This window comes from Paracidovorax avenae ATCC 19860, from assembly GCF_000176855.2.
GTDB lineage: Bacteria > Pseudomonadota > Gammaproteobacteria > Burkholderiales > Burkholderiaceae_C > Paracidovorax > Paracidovorax avenae.
Genome location: NC_015138.1, coordinates 1,067,086 through 1,081,683, shown reverse-complemented (window position 1 = coordinate 1,081,683; position 14,598 = coordinate 1,067,086). Strand labels below are relative to the sequence as shown.

Below are 14,598 nucleotides of genomic sequence, written 5' to 3'. Positions count from 1 at the left end.
CCCCTCGCGCGCGCAGCGCGGGGCGGCGACGGAGGCACCGCGGCTTCGGCCGCGGTGCCTTTTTTACTGGGGAAGCCTCCTGGGAAAACGGCCGGCGCTCAGGCCGCGGAGAACGACAGCGGCATGCCCGCCTGCCGGGACGCGTCCCGGCTCAGGGCCTCGAAGAACTCGCCTGCGCCTTTGGTGTCCTTCCAGGCGCCCTCCTCCAGCCGGTAGTGGTAGCCGCCCGACTGCGCCGCCATCCAGATCTCGTGCAACGGTTTCTGCAGGTTGATGACGATCTGGCTGCGGTTGGGGAAGGTGATGGTCACCATGCCGCCCGAGCGCTGGGCGTCCAGGTCGGCATCGGTGGTGTCGTTGATGCGGTCGCAGCCCTGCTCCACCGCCAGCAGCAGTTTCTCGGCATGGTCCAGGAATTCGAGGTCGGTCATTACTTCTACAATTTGCGGATGTTGAGAGCTTCCCAAATTCTAGTCAGCGTGTCCGTCCTTGCTGCCTGTACGGTTGCCGCGCTGACGGGCTGCGGGCAGCGCGGCCCGCTCTACCTGCCGGGCGACCCCGCGGCCAGCCAGCGTGCCACGCTGCCGCAGACGCTCGACCCCATGCGCGACGCACCGACGCCCTCGCCGATCCCGGCGCCGTCCCTGGTACCCGCAGAGCCGGCGATACCGGCTTCGGCGGCGCCCACACCATCGCCTGCCGCATCGCCCGCGCCCTCCCCGGCGTCCTCTCCTGCCTCCGCCCCCACCACTCCATGACGCTGAACGCACTGCCCGGGCACCCCCACATCGCCTACCGGGGCGACGACCTTTTCATCGAATCCGTGCGTGCCGCCGACCTGGCGCAGGAGCTCGGCACTCCGCTCTACGTCTATTCCAGGGCGTCCATGCTCTCGGCCCTGGAGGCCTACCAGCGGGGCTTCGCGGGCCGCAAGGTGCAGATCTGCTATGCCATGAAGGCCAACTCCTCCCTGGCCGTGCTGCAGCTGTTCGCGCGGGCCGGCTGCGGCTTCGACATCGTTTCCGCGGGCGAGCTCCGGCGCGTGCTGGCGGCGGGAGGCGAGGCAGGCAAGGTGATCTTCTCGGGCGTGGGCAAGACGCGCCAGGAGATGCGCGAGGCCCTCGAAGCCGGCATCGGCTGCTTCAACGTCGAGAGCGAGCCCGAACTCGAGGTGCTGAGCGAAGTCGCGATGGCCTGCGGCCGGCGCGCGCCGGTGAGCATCCGCGTGAATCCCAACGTGGATCCGAAGACCCATCCCTACATCTCCACCGGTCTCAAGGGCAACAAGTTCGGCGTGGCCCACGAGCGCACGGTGGCCACTTACCAGCGCGCCGCAGCCCTGCCGGGCCTGCAGGTGGTGGGCATCGATTGCCACATCGGCTCGCAGATCACCGAGGCCACGCCGTACCTCGACGCCGTGGACCGCATGCTCGACCTGGTCGCGCAGATCGAGTCGGCCGGCATTCCCATCCACCACATCGATTTCGGTGGCGGCCTGGGCATCGACTACAACGGCGACACGCCGCCCGCGGCGGATGCGCTGTGGACGCAGTTGCTCGCGCGCCTCGACGCACGCGGCTACGGCGACCGGCAGTTCATGATCGAGCCCGGACGCTCCCTCGTGGGCAATGCGGGCGTCTGCCTGACCGAGGTGCTCTACGTGAAGCCGGGCGAGCAGAAGAACTTCTGCATCGTCGATGCCGCGATGAACGACCTGCCCCGCCCGGCGATGTACCAGGCGTTCCATGGCATCGTGCCGGTGGCCGCGCCTGCCCCTGGCGCGGCACCCGCCGTGTACGACGTGGTCGGCCCGGTGTGCGAGAGCGGCGACTGGATCGGCCGGGACCGGACTCTGGCCGTGCGGTCCGGCGACCGGCTGGCCGTGCTGTCCGCGGGGGCCTATTGCAGCTCCATGGGCAGCAACTACAACACCCGTGCACGGCCCGCCGAAGTGCTGGTGGACGGCGGACAGGCCCACCTGATCCGCGTGCGCGAGCCGTTGGAAGACACGTTCCGCCACGAGAAACTGCCCGGCTGAACGTTCGCTTGATGCGCATCAAGCTCCCGCCGGGCCGGTGTCCGTACATTGGCCGTTTCACGACGGACGGGACGCCATGGCATCGGAACCACTGGAACTGTATCGAGACAAGCACCACGCGTGCCTGATGTTCTCCGACCTCATCGAGGAGGACGGGCAGGCGGTGCAGGCCAACCAGTTCCTCATCGTGGACGGGGACACCGGGGCGATCATCGATCCGGGCGGCAACCTGGCCTTCAACGAGCTGTTCATGGGCATGAGCAAGCACTTCGCCCCGCACAAGCTCTCCTACCTCATCGCCTCGCACGCCGATCCGGACATCATCGCCTCGCTCGACCGGTGGATGACCAGCACGAAGGCCACGCTGGTGATTTCGCGCATCTGGGAGCGGTTCGCGCCGCACTTCACCAAGGTGGGCAAGACCGAGAACCGCGTGATCGGCGTGCCCGACGCCGGCGGTCACCTGCCGCTGGGCCGCCACGAACTGGTGCTGCTGCCCGCGCACTTCATGCATTCCGAGGGCAACTTCCATTTCTACGACCCGGTGAGCAAGATCCTCTTCACGGGCGACCTGGGAGTCTCGATGACCTCGGGGGCCGAGGCGCGCACGCCGGTCACCGACCTGCGCCCGCACATCCCGCGCATGGAGGGCTTCCACCGCCGGTACATGGTGTCCAACAAGATCCTGCGTCTGTGGACGCGCATGGCCCGCCAGCTCGACATCGCCATGCTGGTGCCGCAGCACGGCGCACCCATCATGGGCCGGCAGGCGATCGCTGACTTCTTCGACTGGATCGAGAACCTGCAGTGCGGCATCGACCTGTTCGACGATCGTGCCTACCAGTTGCCCACGGCGCTCATCGATCCGGCCACCCGGCAGGTGCGACCGTCGCTGCAGGCAGTGCGGGCCTGAGAGCCGGCACTGCCTTCCCTGCCTGGCCCCGAATCAGGACGCCACCGCCCTGGCAGCACGCGCGCCGCGCAACGCCTTCCCGATGCGCCATCCCAGCAGCACGGCCAGGATGGCCGCGTAGATGGCGACTTCGCCGAAGAAGTTCTTGCCCGCCCGCATCCAGAAGAAATGCAGCAGCGCCAGAACAGAAGCCACGTACACGGCGCGGTGCAGCGCCTGCCAGCGCTTGCCACCCAGCCAGCGGATGGCCCGGTTGAACGAGGTGGCCGCGAGCACCAGCAGCAGTGCGAAGGTGAGCATGCCCACGAGGATGAAGGGGCGCTTGGCGATGTCGCGCGCAATTTCCGGAATGTCGAACCCCATGTCCAGCCAGGCGTAGCACAGCAAGTGCAGGAGCGCATAGAAAAAGGCGAACAGCCCGAGCATGCGGCGGAACCGCGCCAGTGCCGGCGTGCCGGTGAGCAGGCGCAGCGGCGTCACCGCCAGCGCGATCCACAGTCCGCGCAAGGCCCAGTCGCCCGACGCACGGATGAGCGTTTCGGCAGGATTGGGGCCCAGGCGATCGGCGAACACGCCATACACCAGCCAGGCGAAAGGCAGCAGGCAGATCGCGAAGACCACCGGCTTGGCGGCGGGGTGCAGCAACAGTTTCTTCATGGAAGGTGGCAGGAAGCAGGGAGCCGGCGACAGCGGCTGCCGCAGCGGGCTCAATAAAACTTCTTGAGATCCATGCCTGCGTACAGCTGGCCGACCTGCGCTTCGTAGCCGTTGAACATCAGCGTCTTGCGCTTCTTGGCGAACAGGCCGTCCTCGCCGATGCGGCGTTCCGTCGCCTGGCTCCAGCGCGGATGGTCCACGTTGGGGTTCACGTTGGAATAGAAGCCGTACTCCTGCTTCGCCGCCTTGTTCCAGGCCGTGCCGGGCTCCTTCTCGACGAAACGGATCTTGACAAGGCTCTTGGCGCTCTTGAAGCCGTACTTCCAGGGCACCACGAGGCGCACGGGCGCGCCGTTCTGGTTGGGAAGCACCTCGCCGTACATGCCGAAGGCCAGCAGCGTCAGGGGGTGCATGGCCTCGTCCATGCGCAGGCCCTCCGTGTAGGGCCAGTCGAGCACGGGCCGGTCCACGTAGGGCATGGTCTTCTTGTCGGCCAGGGTCACGAACTCGACGTACTTGGCACTGCCCTGGGGCTCGACGCGCTTGATGAGTTCGGCCAGCGAATAGCCCACCCAGGGAATGACCATCGACCAGCCCTCGACGCAGCGCAAGCGGTAGATGCGCTCTTCCTGGGGGCTAAGCTTGAGCAGGTCCTCGAGGGTGAACTTGCCGGGCTTGTTGACAAGGCCCTCGACCTCTACCGTCCAGGGCGAGGTCTTCAGGGTATGGGCATTGCGCGCGGGATCGCTCTTGTCCACGCCGAATTCATAGAAGTTGTTGTAGGTGCTGGCGTCCTTGTAGTCGGTCAGCTTCTCGATGGTGGTGGCGCCCGCTACCTTGCTGGGCACGGACGGCAGGGCCGCCAGCTTGCCCGGGCGCGCCGTCTGGGCCAGGGCTTCCCGGCCAGCCCAGGTGGCCAGGGCCGCACCGGCCGCGCCCGCGGCCATCAGCTTCATGAGGTCGCGGCGTCCCTCGTAAAGCGCGCGGGGAGTGATCTCGCTGCCGGCGGGGTGGAGAAAGCCGTCGTCGTGGTTACGGATGAGCATGGATGGTCCTCGGTGGGGCGCCCTGGGGGAAGTACCCCGGTTATACGCGCCGAACCCTCCGAAGGATTCATCCCGCGTTACAACGTTCCATAGCTGTGCAGCCCGGAAAGCCACATGTTGACGCCCAGGAAAGCGAAGGTGGTGACCCCGAGGCCCACCAGCGCCCACCAGGCCGATACCGTGCCGCGCAGCCCCTTCATCAGCCGCATGTGCAGCCAGGCCGCATAGTTGAGCCAGACAATGAGCGCCCAGGTCTCCTTCGGGTCCCAGCTCCAGTAGCCGCCCCAGGCCTCGGCCGCCCAGAGAGCGCCCAGCACGGTGGCGATGGTGAAAAAGGCGAAGCCCACCGCGATGGCCTTGTACATCACGTCGTCGAGCACCTCGAAGGACGGCAGCCTCTCGGCGATGCGCCGGCGGCCCAGGAGGATGCCGGCGACGATGAGCGCGGAGATGCCGAAATACACCATCCAGTAGCTGCCGCCGTTCTCGGCAGCGCCCTGGCGGAACACGATGGGCTCGAAGCACAGCACCACGCCGAGCATCCACAGCGGCGCGAGCTTCCACCAGCGCGTCTCGCCGGCCTGCTGCTTGATGAGATAGGCGAAGGCCACCATGGCGGCGAGCGCGAAGGTGCCGTAGCCGATGAAGTTGGCGGGCACGTGCAGCTTCATCCACCAGCTCTTCAAGGCCGGCACCAGGGGCTGGATCTCGTGGGCCTCCCGCACGACGGTGTACCAGAGCAGGAAACCCACGGCGGCACTCACCACCAGCATGACGAAGCCGCCGAGCGCGCGCGTCGCGTACTGCTCCTCGTAATAGAGGTAGAACGCGGCCGTCATCCAGCAGAACAGCACGAAGACCTCGTAGAGGTTGCTCACGGGAATGTGGCCGATGTCCGGCCCGATGAGGTAGCTCTCGTACCAGCGCACCAGCGTGCCGGTCAGCGCCATGGCGATCGCCACCCAGGCGATGCGCGAGCCCAGCAGGGAGAGCGTGCCGCGCTCGCCGCGGGCGAACATGCCCAGCCAGTAGAAGACGGTGCTGATGAAGAACAGCATGCTCATCCAGAGGATGGCGGACTGGCTGGAGAGAAAGTACTTGAGGCCGAAGACCGTGTCTGCGCGCGCCAGGCTGCCCGCGCCGTCCTGCTGGTAGAGGCCGATGGCCAGCAAGGCGAAGGCCGCCACCGCCAGCATCAGCGTGCGCAGCGGCCGCCAGAACCACCCCAGCCAGACCGTGCACGGGATGGCGCCGAGCAGGATGCCCTTCTCGTACACGTCCATGAAGGCGCCGTAGCGCTGCAGGGCATAGAGGCCGCCCGCCGCCACGATGGCCGCGAACATCCAGTCGAACCAGTTGCGGCGCGCGAAATAACCTTCGCTCAGGGTGATGGTGGTGGTCGCCGTGTTCATGCGGTGATGCCTCCGTGGTGGGGCCGGGCCCCGATGAGTTTCTCGGTGAGCCGGGCGAATTCGCGGTCGCCGTCCATGGTCTTGCGGTTGGTGGACAGGGCCATGGTGGCGTCGGCCCCCTCTCCGTTCCCGGCCGGCGCCAGCCACACCCACACGCGCCGCTCGCGCACGTAGAGCATCGCGAACACGCCCAGGATCAGCAGCGCGCAGCCCAGGTACACCACGTTCTTGCCCGGGGCGCGCGCCACCTGGAACACGCTGGCCTGCACCTGCTTGAAATCCGCCAGCTCGAACGCCATCGGCGCCGGATAGGCCTGGGCGTCGCTCAGCGACAGCACGGCCTGCGTCATGAAGGCGCGGGTGGCCTCGTCCTGCGGCAGGGGCGCGAGGCCCGCGCGCTCGCGCGTCAGCTGGGCGAGCTCGAACAGCGCGCCGTTCAGGATGCGGATCAGCACCTCGCCGGCCCGCTCGCGCTCGGCGGGCGGCACGTTCGCCTCCATGAACTCCGAGATGGCCTGCAGCCCTCCGCGCTGCGGGCTGCCCGTGGCGGCCTTGCCGGGCTCCGCCGCGCCGGCGAAGATCGACAGTGCGCGCAGCGTGGACTGCGCGAGCTGATCGGCCAGTTCGGGCCGGGAGCCGTCCACCGCATGGGCCACGTAGCGCCGCACCGCCTGCTCGCGGAGTACAGGGTCGGCCAGCGCCATGCGCATGCGCAGGAAGCCGTCCATGCGGCCCTGGTCATCGACCGGCACGCGCAGGAACCGGAAGGGATCGGCCGGGGTCTCGCGCACTCCCAGCAGGAACACGGGCTGGCCGTCGCCCGTGTCCACCGGCAGCATGTAGTTGTGGAATTCGCGCGCCTGGCCCGCGGCATCGCGCAGCTTGTAGGTGACGCTCGGGCCCACGTTGCGCAATTCCTTGGGCGTGGACGTCTTGTTGCCCGCCCCGAGGCGCGACTCGATGGAATGCCGCAGGTCCACCTTGCGCACGTCAGCGCCGGAGCCGCCGGCCCCGGCGCCGAAGTTCTCGACGTTGATGGTGCGCAGTCCCGTGAATTCCAGCGTGAGGGCCTGTGCGGCATCCGCATCTTTCTCGGCACCCGTGCCAGCGCGCTCGATGCGCGTGGAGCCGCCCACGGTTCCTTCCACCTCGAATGGCCGCACGCCCGGCGCCATGGGCACGGCGCGCAGCTTGAGCAGGGAGCCGCCGTCATCGAAGCTCGACTGGTAGATCTCGATCCCCCGGTAGCTGGCGGGGTGGTTCACCTCCACGCGGGCGGGCACGGCTTCGCCGGTGGCGCGGTCATGGATGACGATCTCGCTCGCGAAGAGCTTGGGCATGCCCGTGGAGTAGTGCTCCACGATGAATTTCTTCAGTTCGATGGAAAACGGCAGCTCCTGCAACAACACGCCGTCGGACTGGTTCAGGATGGCGGTGCCGGACTGGGTGCCCTCGGCCACGAACAGATTGCCCCGGAAGGTGGGATTGCGTTCGGAAAGCCGGTGCTCCGCGCCCACCTCGGACACCATTCCCCCGCCGGTGTATGGCGTCTTGCCCCCCAGCCACATCTGGGCGCGCACGATCAGGTCGCCGTCCAGCAGGCCCCCCAGGCAGATGAGCACGATGGCGCTGTGCGCGGCGATGTAGCCGATCTTGTTGGCGGCCCCGGCCTTGGCGGCCACCATCCACCCCGTTCCCGGCCCGGCGGAGGTGTCGCGCTGCTGCAGGCGGACCTTCCAGCCTCCGCCGGCCAGCAGTCCCCCGATGCGCCGTGCCGCGGCCTCCGGCGTCTCGGCGCCGAGCACCGCATGCGCGCGGTGGTGGAAGGCCTTCAGGCTCTGCTCCCGGACGTTTTCCTTGTAGCTGCGCAGGTCGGCGAGATAGCGCGGCGCATTGCGGGCAATGCACAGCGAAGTGCTGGTCACCAGGAAGGCGAGGATCAGCAGGAACCACCACGCGCTGTACACGGCATTCAGCCGCAGCGCCAGGAAGAGTTCGGCCCAGAAGGGCCCGAACTGGTTCACGTAGTTCGCCGCGGGCTCGTGCTGCTTGAGCACGGTGCCGATCACCGAGGCGATGCAGATCACCGTGAGCAGCGAGATGGCGAAACGCATGGACGACAGCAGCTCGACCAGGGCCCGCGCGGGTGCGGTGCGGGACGGAAGCGGATGGCCGTGGGCGATGTCGGACATGGAAACGGACAGGCGAAAAAGCGTGCGGCGAGGGGGACGGATGGGAGCGGCGGGGCCTGAAAACGGAAAAAGGCGGGCCATCCGTTCAGATGGGCCCGCCCGTCTTGGGTGTGATTATCGGCGGCAGGTTCCGGAAGGCCGGGGGGCCAACCGGGGAGATTTTGACGCAAATCAAGCGCCGGGGCTCCCGGGATTCCCGCAGGGTGCGCGGGGAGGAAGGCGGGGTCAGCGCAGGCCGGCGATGTAGTCCGCCACGGCGCGGATCTCGCGGTCGTTGAGCTTGGCGGCGACCTGGGTCATCTGCACGCTGTTGGCGCGCTTGCCGTCGCGGAACGCGGCCAGCTGCTTGGCCGTGTAGTCGGCATGCTGGCCCGACAGGCGCGGATACTGGGCCGGGATGCCGGCGCCGTTGGGGCTGTGGCAGCCCGCGCATGCGGCGATGTTGCGGTCGGCGATGCCGCCGCGGTAGATGCGTTCGCCCAGGGCGACGAGGTCCTTGTCCTTGGCGAAGCCGGGCTTGGCCTGCTTGCTGGCCGCCCACCAGGCGATGTTGCGCATGTCGTCTTCCGACAACGTGGCGGCGATGCCTTGCATCACCGGGTCGCTGCGCTTGCCGGACTTGAACTCCTGCAGCTGCTTGACGAGGTATTCGGGGTGCTGCTGGGCCAGCTTGGGATTGGCCACGATGGTGGAGTTGCCGTCGGCCGCATGGCAGGCCGCGCACACCGCGGCGAAGCTGGCCTCGCCCTTGGCCAGGTCCGGCCTGCCCGCCTTCTGTCCCGCCGCGGGTGCCTGGGCCGAGGCCGGGAAGGCGGCCACCGCCAGCGCGGCAGCCATCAGCATGGGAGCAAGCAGTTTCTTCATATCGGGGGTTCTGTGTTGTAGAAGGGGGGCCGCAAAGCCCGTCAATCTTACAATGCGGCCCTTCGCGGGCGTCTCCCTGCTAACCCCCATTTATGACGACTACATCACATGCGCCAGTTGCTGGCTCGCTTCCGCCCGCACCCGACGCCAAGGTCGCCGTGGGATGGATGCACACGGCCCGCTTCCTCACCACCGCCGCGCAGCTGCACCACCTGCCGCCCATCGACGTCCCCGAGATCGCCTTCGTCGGGCGCTCCAACGCGGGCAAATCCACCTGCATCAACACGCTGACGCAGCAAAAGCAGCTCGCGTTCGCCTCCAAGAAGCCCGGACGCACGCAGCACATCAACCTGTTCGCCCTCGGCCGGCAGAACGTGACCGACGCGGTGCTGGCCGACCTGCCCGGGTACGGTTACGCCGCCGTATCGCGCTCGGACAAGCAGCGCTGGCAGCAGGTGATGGTGAACTATCTCGTGAGCCGCAAGGGCCTCACGGGCATCGTGCTGCTCTGCGACCCGCGCCTGGGCCTCACCGAGCTGGACGAGGCGCTGCTGGAAGCGGTGCGGCCGCGCGTCGAGGCCGGCCTGAAGTTCCTGGTGCTGCTCACCAAGGCCGACAAGCTCACGCGCGCCGAGCAGGCCAGGGTGCTGTCCATCACGCGACTGCAGGCGGGCGGCGGGGAGGTGAAGATGTTCTCCGCCCTCAAGAAGCAGGGCGTGGACGAGGTCGCGCAGCTGCTGTGGCAATGGTCGCACCCCCTGGGCGCGTCGCCGGCCGCAGCGGCCGGGCCGCAGGAGGGCCCGCAGCCACCTGACGCTCCCGCGCCCGGCCCCGAGGATTTAGCAACCCCCTGACGACCCGCGTGGACGACCCGCGCGGGTGGCCCCACGGACCGCCGCGCACATGACCGATACCACGCTCCATCCGCTGCCCCACGGCATCACCCTGCACTGCCGCACGCGCGGCGCGCCCGGACGCCCGGTCTTGGTCTTCCTGCACGGCTTCCCCGAGGGCGCCTTCATCTGGGACGGGATGCTGGAGCATTTCGCGCGCCCCGAGAACGGCGGCTACCGCTGCGTGGCGCCCTTCCTGCGCGGGTTCGCGCCTTCCAGCAGCCCGCAGGCCGTGGAGGCCTACCGGGCCAGACACCTCGTTCAGGATCTGGCGGCACTCATCGAAGCGGAATGCGGCCCTGCCGCAGCCGGCGGCCGGCTCGCCGCCCTGGTCGCGCACGACTGGGGCGGAGCGGTGGCCTGGAACCTGGCGAACCAGCGGCCCGGCCTGCTGGAGCGCCTGGTGATCGTCAACTCGCCCCATCCCGGCACCTTCCTGCGGGAACTGCAGCACAGCCCGGAGCAGCAGAAGGCCAGCGAATACATGCACTTCCTCTGCCGGCCCGACGCCGAGGCCCTGCTGGCGGAGGATGGCTACCGCCGGCTCTTCGGATTCTTCGACCGCCCCGACGGGAGCGCACCCGCATGGCTCACGCCCGAGCTGCGGGGCCGCTACCGCGCCACCTGGGACGAAGGCCTCACGGGCCCCTGCAACTACTACCGGGCCAGCCCGATGCGCCCGCCGCGCGAAGGCGAGCCGCATGCCGCGGCCATTGAACTGCCGGACGACATGCTCGGCATCACCCGGCCCACCCTGGTGCTCTGGGGCCTGGAAGACCCGGCGCTGCGCCCCGGCCTGCTCGAGGGCCTCGACCGCTGGGTGCCGGCGCTGCGGCTGCGCACGGTGCCGGGCGCATCGCACTGGCTGGTGCATGAACAGCCGGACCGCGTGGCGAGCGAAATCGGGGATTTCCTGAAGGAGACGCGCTAGCAGCGGCCGCCGCTGCCAGGCACACGGCGGCGGCAGGCCGGCTTCAGCGATAGACCGACGGTTCGCCGGCCGGACGCGACTTGAAGCGCCGGTGCACCCAGTAATACTGCCCCGGCATGGTGTCGATCCACTGCTGCAGTTCGCGGTTCATGCGGGCGGTGTCGGCCTCGATGTCGTCGGTGGGGTAGTTCTGCCAGGCCGGCATCATTTCCGCGCTGTAGCCGCGCGGCGTGATGCGTCCGATGAGCGGCACCACCTTGGCCCGGCCCAGCCGCGCGAAGCGGGACAGCGAAGTGATGGTGGCGGCCGACATGCCGTAGAAGGGCACGAACACCGAATCGTTGGGCCCGAAATCCATGTCCGGCAGCAGGTAGAGCAGCCCGCCCTTGCGCAGCCCGCTCAGGATGGGCTTGACGCCGTCGCCCCGGTTGAGCATGCGTACATTGCCGAAGCGCTGGCGGCCCGCGAACAGCCAGGCATCGATGTCCGGATCGGGATGCGGCGTGAAGATGGAGGTGAAGGCCCTGTCGGTCTGCAGCGTGAGCGCGGTTCCCGCGGCGTCCATGCCCAGGAAATGCGGCGCAAGGATGATCGTGGGCGTGTCGCCATCCAGCTCATCGAGCGCGCCGTGGATCTCCAGGCGCTTTTCCACCACCGACTGCGGCGCCATCCAGAGCCAGCTGCGGTCCAGCCAGGCCTGGCAGAAGCGCACGAAGGTCTCGCGTGCCCACGCCTTCCGCTGCGCGGCGCTGGCCTGTGGAAAGCACAGCTCGAGGTTGCGCAGGGCCACCTTGCGCCGCGGCCTGGCCAGTATGTAGATCACCTGCCCGAGCACCCAGCCCAGGGCCCGCAGCACGGGCAGGGGCAGGCGCGCGAGCACGCGCATGCAGGCGAGATTGAAGCGTCCCGCCGTCATGCGTCCGCTCCCGGCGCGGCTGGCGTCGAGGCTTCGGCCCGCGGATGCTTGTAGCGCCCGTAGCCCCAGAGGTATTGGTCGGGAGAGTGTCGGATGGTGCGTTCCATGGATTGGTTGATCTGCAGCACGGCAGTTTCGAGGGAAGAGGACAGCGGCTCGGCCAGGGGTTCGAAGTGCAGCACGTAGCCCCGCCCACGCGGCAGGCGCTCGCAGCGTGCCAGGATCACCGCGGCGCCGGTCTGCTGCACCAGGCGGGCGGCCAGCGTCATCGTATAGGCCGGCTGGCCGAAGAACGGCGACCACAGGCCCTGTCCCTCGGGTGGCACCTGGTCGGGCAGCAGGCCCACGGCCTCGCCGCGGCGCAGCGCCTTGATCATCTGCCGCACGCCCGAGAGCGCCGTGGGCACCGCCCGGATGCCGGGCCGGTCGCGCGCCGTGCGCATGAGTTCAGCGAGCCAGGCCTGCCGGGCGGGGCGGTAGAGGACGGTGAAGGGACCATGCTCGGAAGACCAGCGCTGCGCCGCGATCTGCACGGACAGCTCGAAGCAGCCGATGTGCGGCGTGAGGAAGACGATGCCCCGGCCGGCTGCCCAGGCCTGCTCCACGTGCGACTCCCCCTCCATGCGGAACGGCGGCGCCCCGGGATGCAGCCACAGGCGCGGCAGTTCGGCCGCCATGCGGCCCGCATGGGCCACCGCGCCGCGCACGCGCGCGAACGGGTAGCCGGCCAGGGAAGCGTTGGCGAGGAAGCGGCGGCGGTAGGTGGGCGACGCGAGGAACGCGATCCAGCCCAGCACGGCGCCCAGGGCGTGGAGCGCAGCCAATGGCCATCGGGCGAAGAAGCGGAACGCAGTGGGCATCGGTGACAGATCCGTGTCGGTAGAATGGGGGAGTCGCTGAGTTAAATGAGCAACTTGCAGGGCGACGTTAAACAACTCTGCTAAAGCGTTCGCCACGGCTCCACAAGGCTGAGGGCAACGCCCCAAAATGCCAAAAAGCACAGGAGTTTATTCAAATGGCGAACGACTTTCTCTTCACGTCGGAATCGGTGTCCGAAGGCCACCCCGACAAGGTGGCGGACCAGATCTCCGACGCCATCCTCGACGCGATCTTCCGCGAAGACCCCCGCAGCCGCGTGGCTGCCGAGACGCTGACCAACACCGGCCTCGTCGTGCTGGCCGGAGAGATCACCACCAACGCCCACGTGGACTACATCCAGGTGGCGCGCGACACCATCAAGCGCATCGGCTACGACAACACCGACTACGGCATCGATTACAAGGGTTGCGCGGTGCTGGTGGCCTACGACAAGCAGAGCAACGACATCGCCCAGGGCGTGGACCACGCCAGCGACGACCACCTGAACACCGGTGCCGGCGACCAGGGCCTGATGTTCGGCTACGCCTGCGACGAGACGCCCGAGCTGATGCCCGCGCCCATCTACTATGCGCACCGCCTCGTCGAGCGCCAGGCACAGTTGCGCAAGGACGGCCGCCTGCCCTTCCTGCGCCCCGACGCCAAAAGCCAGGTGACGATGCGCTACGTGGACGGCAAGCCCCACAGCATCGATACGGTGGTGCTCTCCACCCAGCACCATCCCGACCAGTCCGAGACAGCCACCAGGATGAAGGCCAGCTTCATCGAGGCGGTGATCGAGGAGATCATCAAGCCCGTGCTCCCCAAGGAGTGGCTGCAGGACACGAAGTACCTGATCAACCCCACGGGCCGCTTCGTCATCGGCGGCCCGCAAGGCGACTGTGGCCTCACGGGCCGCAAGATCATCGTGGACACCTACGGCGGCGCCTGCCCCCACGGCGGCGGCGCCTTCAGTGGCAAGGACCCGACGAAGGTGGACCGCTCGGCCGCCTACGCGGCGCGCTACGTGGCCAAGAACATCGTCGCCGCGGGCCTGGCGCGCCAGTGCCAGATCCAGGTGAGCTACGCCATCGGCGTGGCCCGCCCGATCAACGTCACCGTCTATACCGAAGGCACGGGCGTGATCCCCGACGAGAAGATCGCCGCGCTGGTGCAGGAGCATTTCGACCTGCGGCCCAAGGGCATCATCCAGATGCTGGACCTGCTGCGCCCGATCTACGAGAAGACGGCCGCCTACGGCCACTTCGGCCGCGAGGAGCCCGAGTTCACCTGGGAAAAGACGGACAAGGCCGCCGCACTGCGCGCAGCGGCCGGGATGTAAGCCCGGCAACCCGCTCAGCGGGTTCGACGGCCTCGGGGCGAAGTTCATCTCGCGCAGCGATGTGAACGCAGACCACAAGGCCCCGCCATTCACAGCACTCCGCAAAGCCGCCGCCCCGCCAGGGCCGGCGGCTTTTTCGTTGCGCGCGCTCCTACATCCGCAATCACGGCGTGCCGACGGCGCCACGCACGGCCGCTGGCGATGATCGATGCATCCGACGCCGAAAGCGCCCTCACCGGCCCGGCGGCGGCTTCATCGTCAACGGAGCGACACCATGCTGAAGTACGCCATCATTTTCGCCATCATCTCCCTCATCGCCGGCGCGCTCGGCTTCAGCGGCGTGGCCGCGGGCGCGGCAGGCATCGCCAAGATCCTGTTCTTCCTGTTCCTCGTGGTCGCGGTCATCTTCATCGTGCTGGCCGTGCTCGGCGTGGGCGCGGCGCGCAGCGTGATGAAGTAACCGCCCTGGTGCTCCTGTGGCCGCACGGCGGCCCCAGGTCCGGCCAGCCCGGCATGCCCGGTCCGCATGGTCCCTCGCC

15 protein-coding genes are annotated in these 14,598 nt (G+C 68.4%); 7 read left to right on the top strand and 8 right to left on the bottom strand.

Annotated elements, in window-relative coordinates:
* Nucleotides 1–98: 98 nt before the first annotated feature.
* Nucleotides 99–431, bottom strand: a complete 333-nt coding sequence (gene cyaY, locus ACAV_RS04710; RefSeq protein WP_013593430.1) for an iron donor protein CyaY — start codon at nucleotides 429–431, stop codon at nucleotides 99–101.
* 48 nt (nucleotides 432–479) lie between these two features.
* On the opposite strand from cyaY, the gene lptM reads away from it, so the two are divergent.
* From lptM to ACAV_RS04700, 3 genes are all read left to right on the top strand, one after another.
* Nucleotides 480–758, top strand: coding sequence for an LPS translocon maturation chaperone LptM (lptM, locus tag ACAV_RS23995; RefSeq protein WP_225976044.1), 279 nt, complete (start codon nucleotides 480–482; stop codon nucleotides 756–758).
* Nucleotides 755–2,038 carry a diaminopimelate decarboxylase gene (gene lysA, locus ACAV_RS04705; protein WP_013593429.1) on the top strand — a complete coding sequence of 428 codons (1,284 nt, stop codon included), beginning with the start codon at nucleotides 755–757 and terminating at the stop codon, nucleotides 2,036–2,038. The genes lptM and lysA overlap by 4 nt, the downstream gene beginning before the upstream one ends.
* A 76-nt stretch (nucleotides 2,039–2,114) precedes the next feature.
* Entirely contained in the window at nucleotides 2,115–2,951 is an 837-nt protein-coding gene (locus tag ACAV_RS04700) for an oxygen-binding di-iron domain-containing protein (protein WP_013593428.1), read from the top strand.
* 33 nt (nucleotides 2,952–2,984) lie between these two features.
* On the opposite strand, the gene msrQ is transcribed toward ACAV_RS04700, so the two are convergent.
* The 5 genes from msrQ to ACAV_RS04675 form a co-directional block, all read right to left on the bottom strand.
* The gene (gene msrQ / locus ACAV_RS04695) at nucleotides 2,985–3,608 is read right to left on the bottom strand and encodes a protein-methionine-sulfoxide reductase heme-binding subunit MsrQ (RefSeq protein ID WP_013593427.1); all 624 of its coding nucleotides are present in this window, start codon (nucleotides 3,606–3,608) and stop codon (nucleotides 2,985–2,987) included.
* Between the two features lie 50 nt (nucleotides 3,609–3,658).
* Nucleotides 3,659–4,654 (bottom strand): protein-methionine-sulfoxide reductase catalytic subunit MsrP, encoded by a 996-nt coding sequence (gene msrP, locus ACAV_RS04690; protein ID WP_013593426.1) that lies wholly within the window; start codon nucleotides 4,652–4,654, stop codon nucleotides 3,659–3,661.
* Between the two features lie 77 nt (nucleotides 4,655–4,731).
* Nucleotides 4,732–6,066 (bottom strand): c-type cytochrome biogenesis protein CcsB, encoded by a 1,335-nt coding sequence (gene ccsB / locus ACAV_RS04685; protein ID WP_013593425.1) that lies wholly within the window; start codon nucleotides 6,064–6,066, stop codon nucleotides 4,732–4,734.
* Nucleotides 6,063–8,258: a cytochrome c biogenesis protein ResB gene (locus ACAV_RS04680; RefSeq protein WP_013593424.1), complete on the bottom strand. Its 2,196-nt coding sequence runs from the start codon at nucleotides 8,256–8,258 to the stop codon at nucleotides 6,063–6,065. Before ACAV_RS04680 ends, ccsB begins: the two co-directional genes overlap by 4 nt.
* Nucleotides 8,259–8,483: 225 nt before the next feature.
* A complete protein-coding gene (locus ACAV_RS04675; RefSeq protein WP_013593423.1) occupies nucleotides 8,484–9,122 on the bottom strand; it encodes a c-type cytochrome in 639 nt (212 codons plus the stop codon).
* A gap of 92 nt (nucleotides 9,123–9,214) precedes the next feature.
* Between ACAV_RS04675 and yihA the strand changes: the two genes are divergently transcribed.
* Nucleotides 9,215–9,976: a ribosome biogenesis GTP-binding protein YihA/YsxC gene (yihA, locus tag ACAV_RS04670; RefSeq protein ID WP_013593422.1), complete on the top strand. Its 762-nt coding sequence runs from the start codon at nucleotides 9,215–9,217 to the stop codon at nucleotides 9,974–9,976.
* Between the two features lie 49 nt (nucleotides 9,977–10,025).
* Nucleotides 10,026–10,946, top strand: coding sequence for an alpha/beta fold hydrolase (locus ACAV_RS04665; protein WP_013593421.1), 921 nt, complete (start codon nucleotides 10,026–10,028; stop codon nucleotides 10,944–10,946).
* 43 nt (nucleotides 10,947–10,989) lie between these two features.
* Here ACAV_RS04665 and ACAV_RS04660 read toward each other — a convergent pair whose 3' ends face one another.
* Nucleotides 10,990–11,862 carry a lysophospholipid acyltransferase family protein gene (locus ACAV_RS04660; protein ID WP_013593420.1) on the bottom strand — a complete coding sequence of 291 codons (873 nt, stop codon included), beginning with the start codon at nucleotides 11,860–11,862 and terminating at the stop codon, nucleotides 10,990–10,992.
* The gene (locus ACAV_RS04655; protein WP_013593419.1) at nucleotides 11,859–12,722 is read right to left on the bottom strand and encodes a lysophospholipid acyltransferase family protein; all 864 of its coding nucleotides are present in this window, start codon (nucleotides 12,720–12,722) and stop codon (nucleotides 11,859–11,861) included. Before ACAV_RS04655 ends, ACAV_RS04660 begins: the two co-directional genes overlap by 4 nt.
* 155 nt (nucleotides 12,723–12,877) lie before the next feature.
* Between ACAV_RS04655 and metK the strand changes: the two genes are divergently transcribed.
* Entirely contained in the window at nucleotides 12,878–14,059 is a 1,182-nt protein-coding gene (gene metK, locus ACAV_RS04650; RefSeq protein WP_013593418.1) for a methionine adenosyltransferase, read from the top strand.
* Nucleotides 14,060–14,333: 274 nt separating this feature from the next.
* On the top strand, nucleotides 14,334–14,519 hold the full coding sequence (locus tag ACAV_RS04645) for a DUF1328 domain-containing protein (RefSeq protein WP_011794134.1): 186 nt from the start codon (nucleotides 14,334–14,336) through the stop codon (nucleotides 14,517–14,519).
* The last annotated feature ends 79 nt before the right edge of the window (nucleotides 14,520–14,598 follow it).

Coding starts and splice junctions, on each gene's coding strand:
- msrQ (WP_013593427.1), bottom strand. CDS start 3,608: ATGAAGAAACTGTTGCTGCACCCCGCCGCCAAGCCGGTGGTCTTCGCG.
- yihA (WP_013593422.1), top strand. CDS start 9,215: ATGACGACTACATCACATGCGCCAGTTGCTGGCTCGCTTCCGCCCGCA.
- lysA (WP_013593429.1), top strand. CDS start 755: ATGACGCTGAACGCACTGCCCGGGCACCCCCACATCGCCTACCGGGGC.
- ACAV_RS04645 (WP_011794134.1), top strand. CDS start 14,334: ATGCTGAAGTACGCCATCATTTTCGCCATCATCTCCCTCATCGCCGGC.
- ACAV_RS04675 (WP_013593423.1), bottom strand. CDS start 9,122: ATGAAGAAACTGCTTGCTCCCATGCTGATGGCTGCCGCGCTGGCGGTG.
- ACAV_RS04655 (WP_013593419.1), bottom strand. CDS start 12,722: ATGCCCACTGCGTTCCGCTTCTTCGCCCGATGGCCATTGGCTGCGCTC.
- ccsB (WP_013593425.1), bottom strand. CDS start 6,066: ATGAACACGGCGACCACCACCATCACCCTGAGCGAAGGTTATTTCGCG.
- ACAV_RS04660 (WP_013593420.1), bottom strand. CDS start 11,862: ATGACGGCGGGACGCTTCAATCTCGCCTGCATGCGCGTGCTCGCGCGC.
- msrP (WP_013593426.1), bottom strand. CDS start 4,654: ATGCTCATCCGTAACCACGACGACGGCTTTCTCCACCCCGCCGGCAGC.
- ACAV_RS04700 (WP_013593428.1), top strand. CDS start 2,115: ATGGCATCGGAACCACTGGAACTGTATCGAGACAAGCACCACGCGTGC.
- ACAV_RS04680 (WP_013593424.1), bottom strand. CDS start 8,258: ATGTCCGACATCGCCCACGGCCATCCGCTTCCGTCCCGCACCGCACCC.
- ACAV_RS04665 (WP_013593421.1), top strand. CDS start 10,026: ATGACCGATACCACGCTCCATCCGCTGCCCCACGGCATCACCCTGCAC.
- metK (WP_013593418.1), top strand. CDS start 12,878: ATGGCGAACGACTTTCTCTTCACGTCGGAATCGGTGTCCGAAGGCCAC.
- cyaY (WP_013593430.1), bottom strand. CDS start 431: ATGACCGACCTCGAATTCCTGGACCATGCCGAGAAACTGCTGCTGGCG.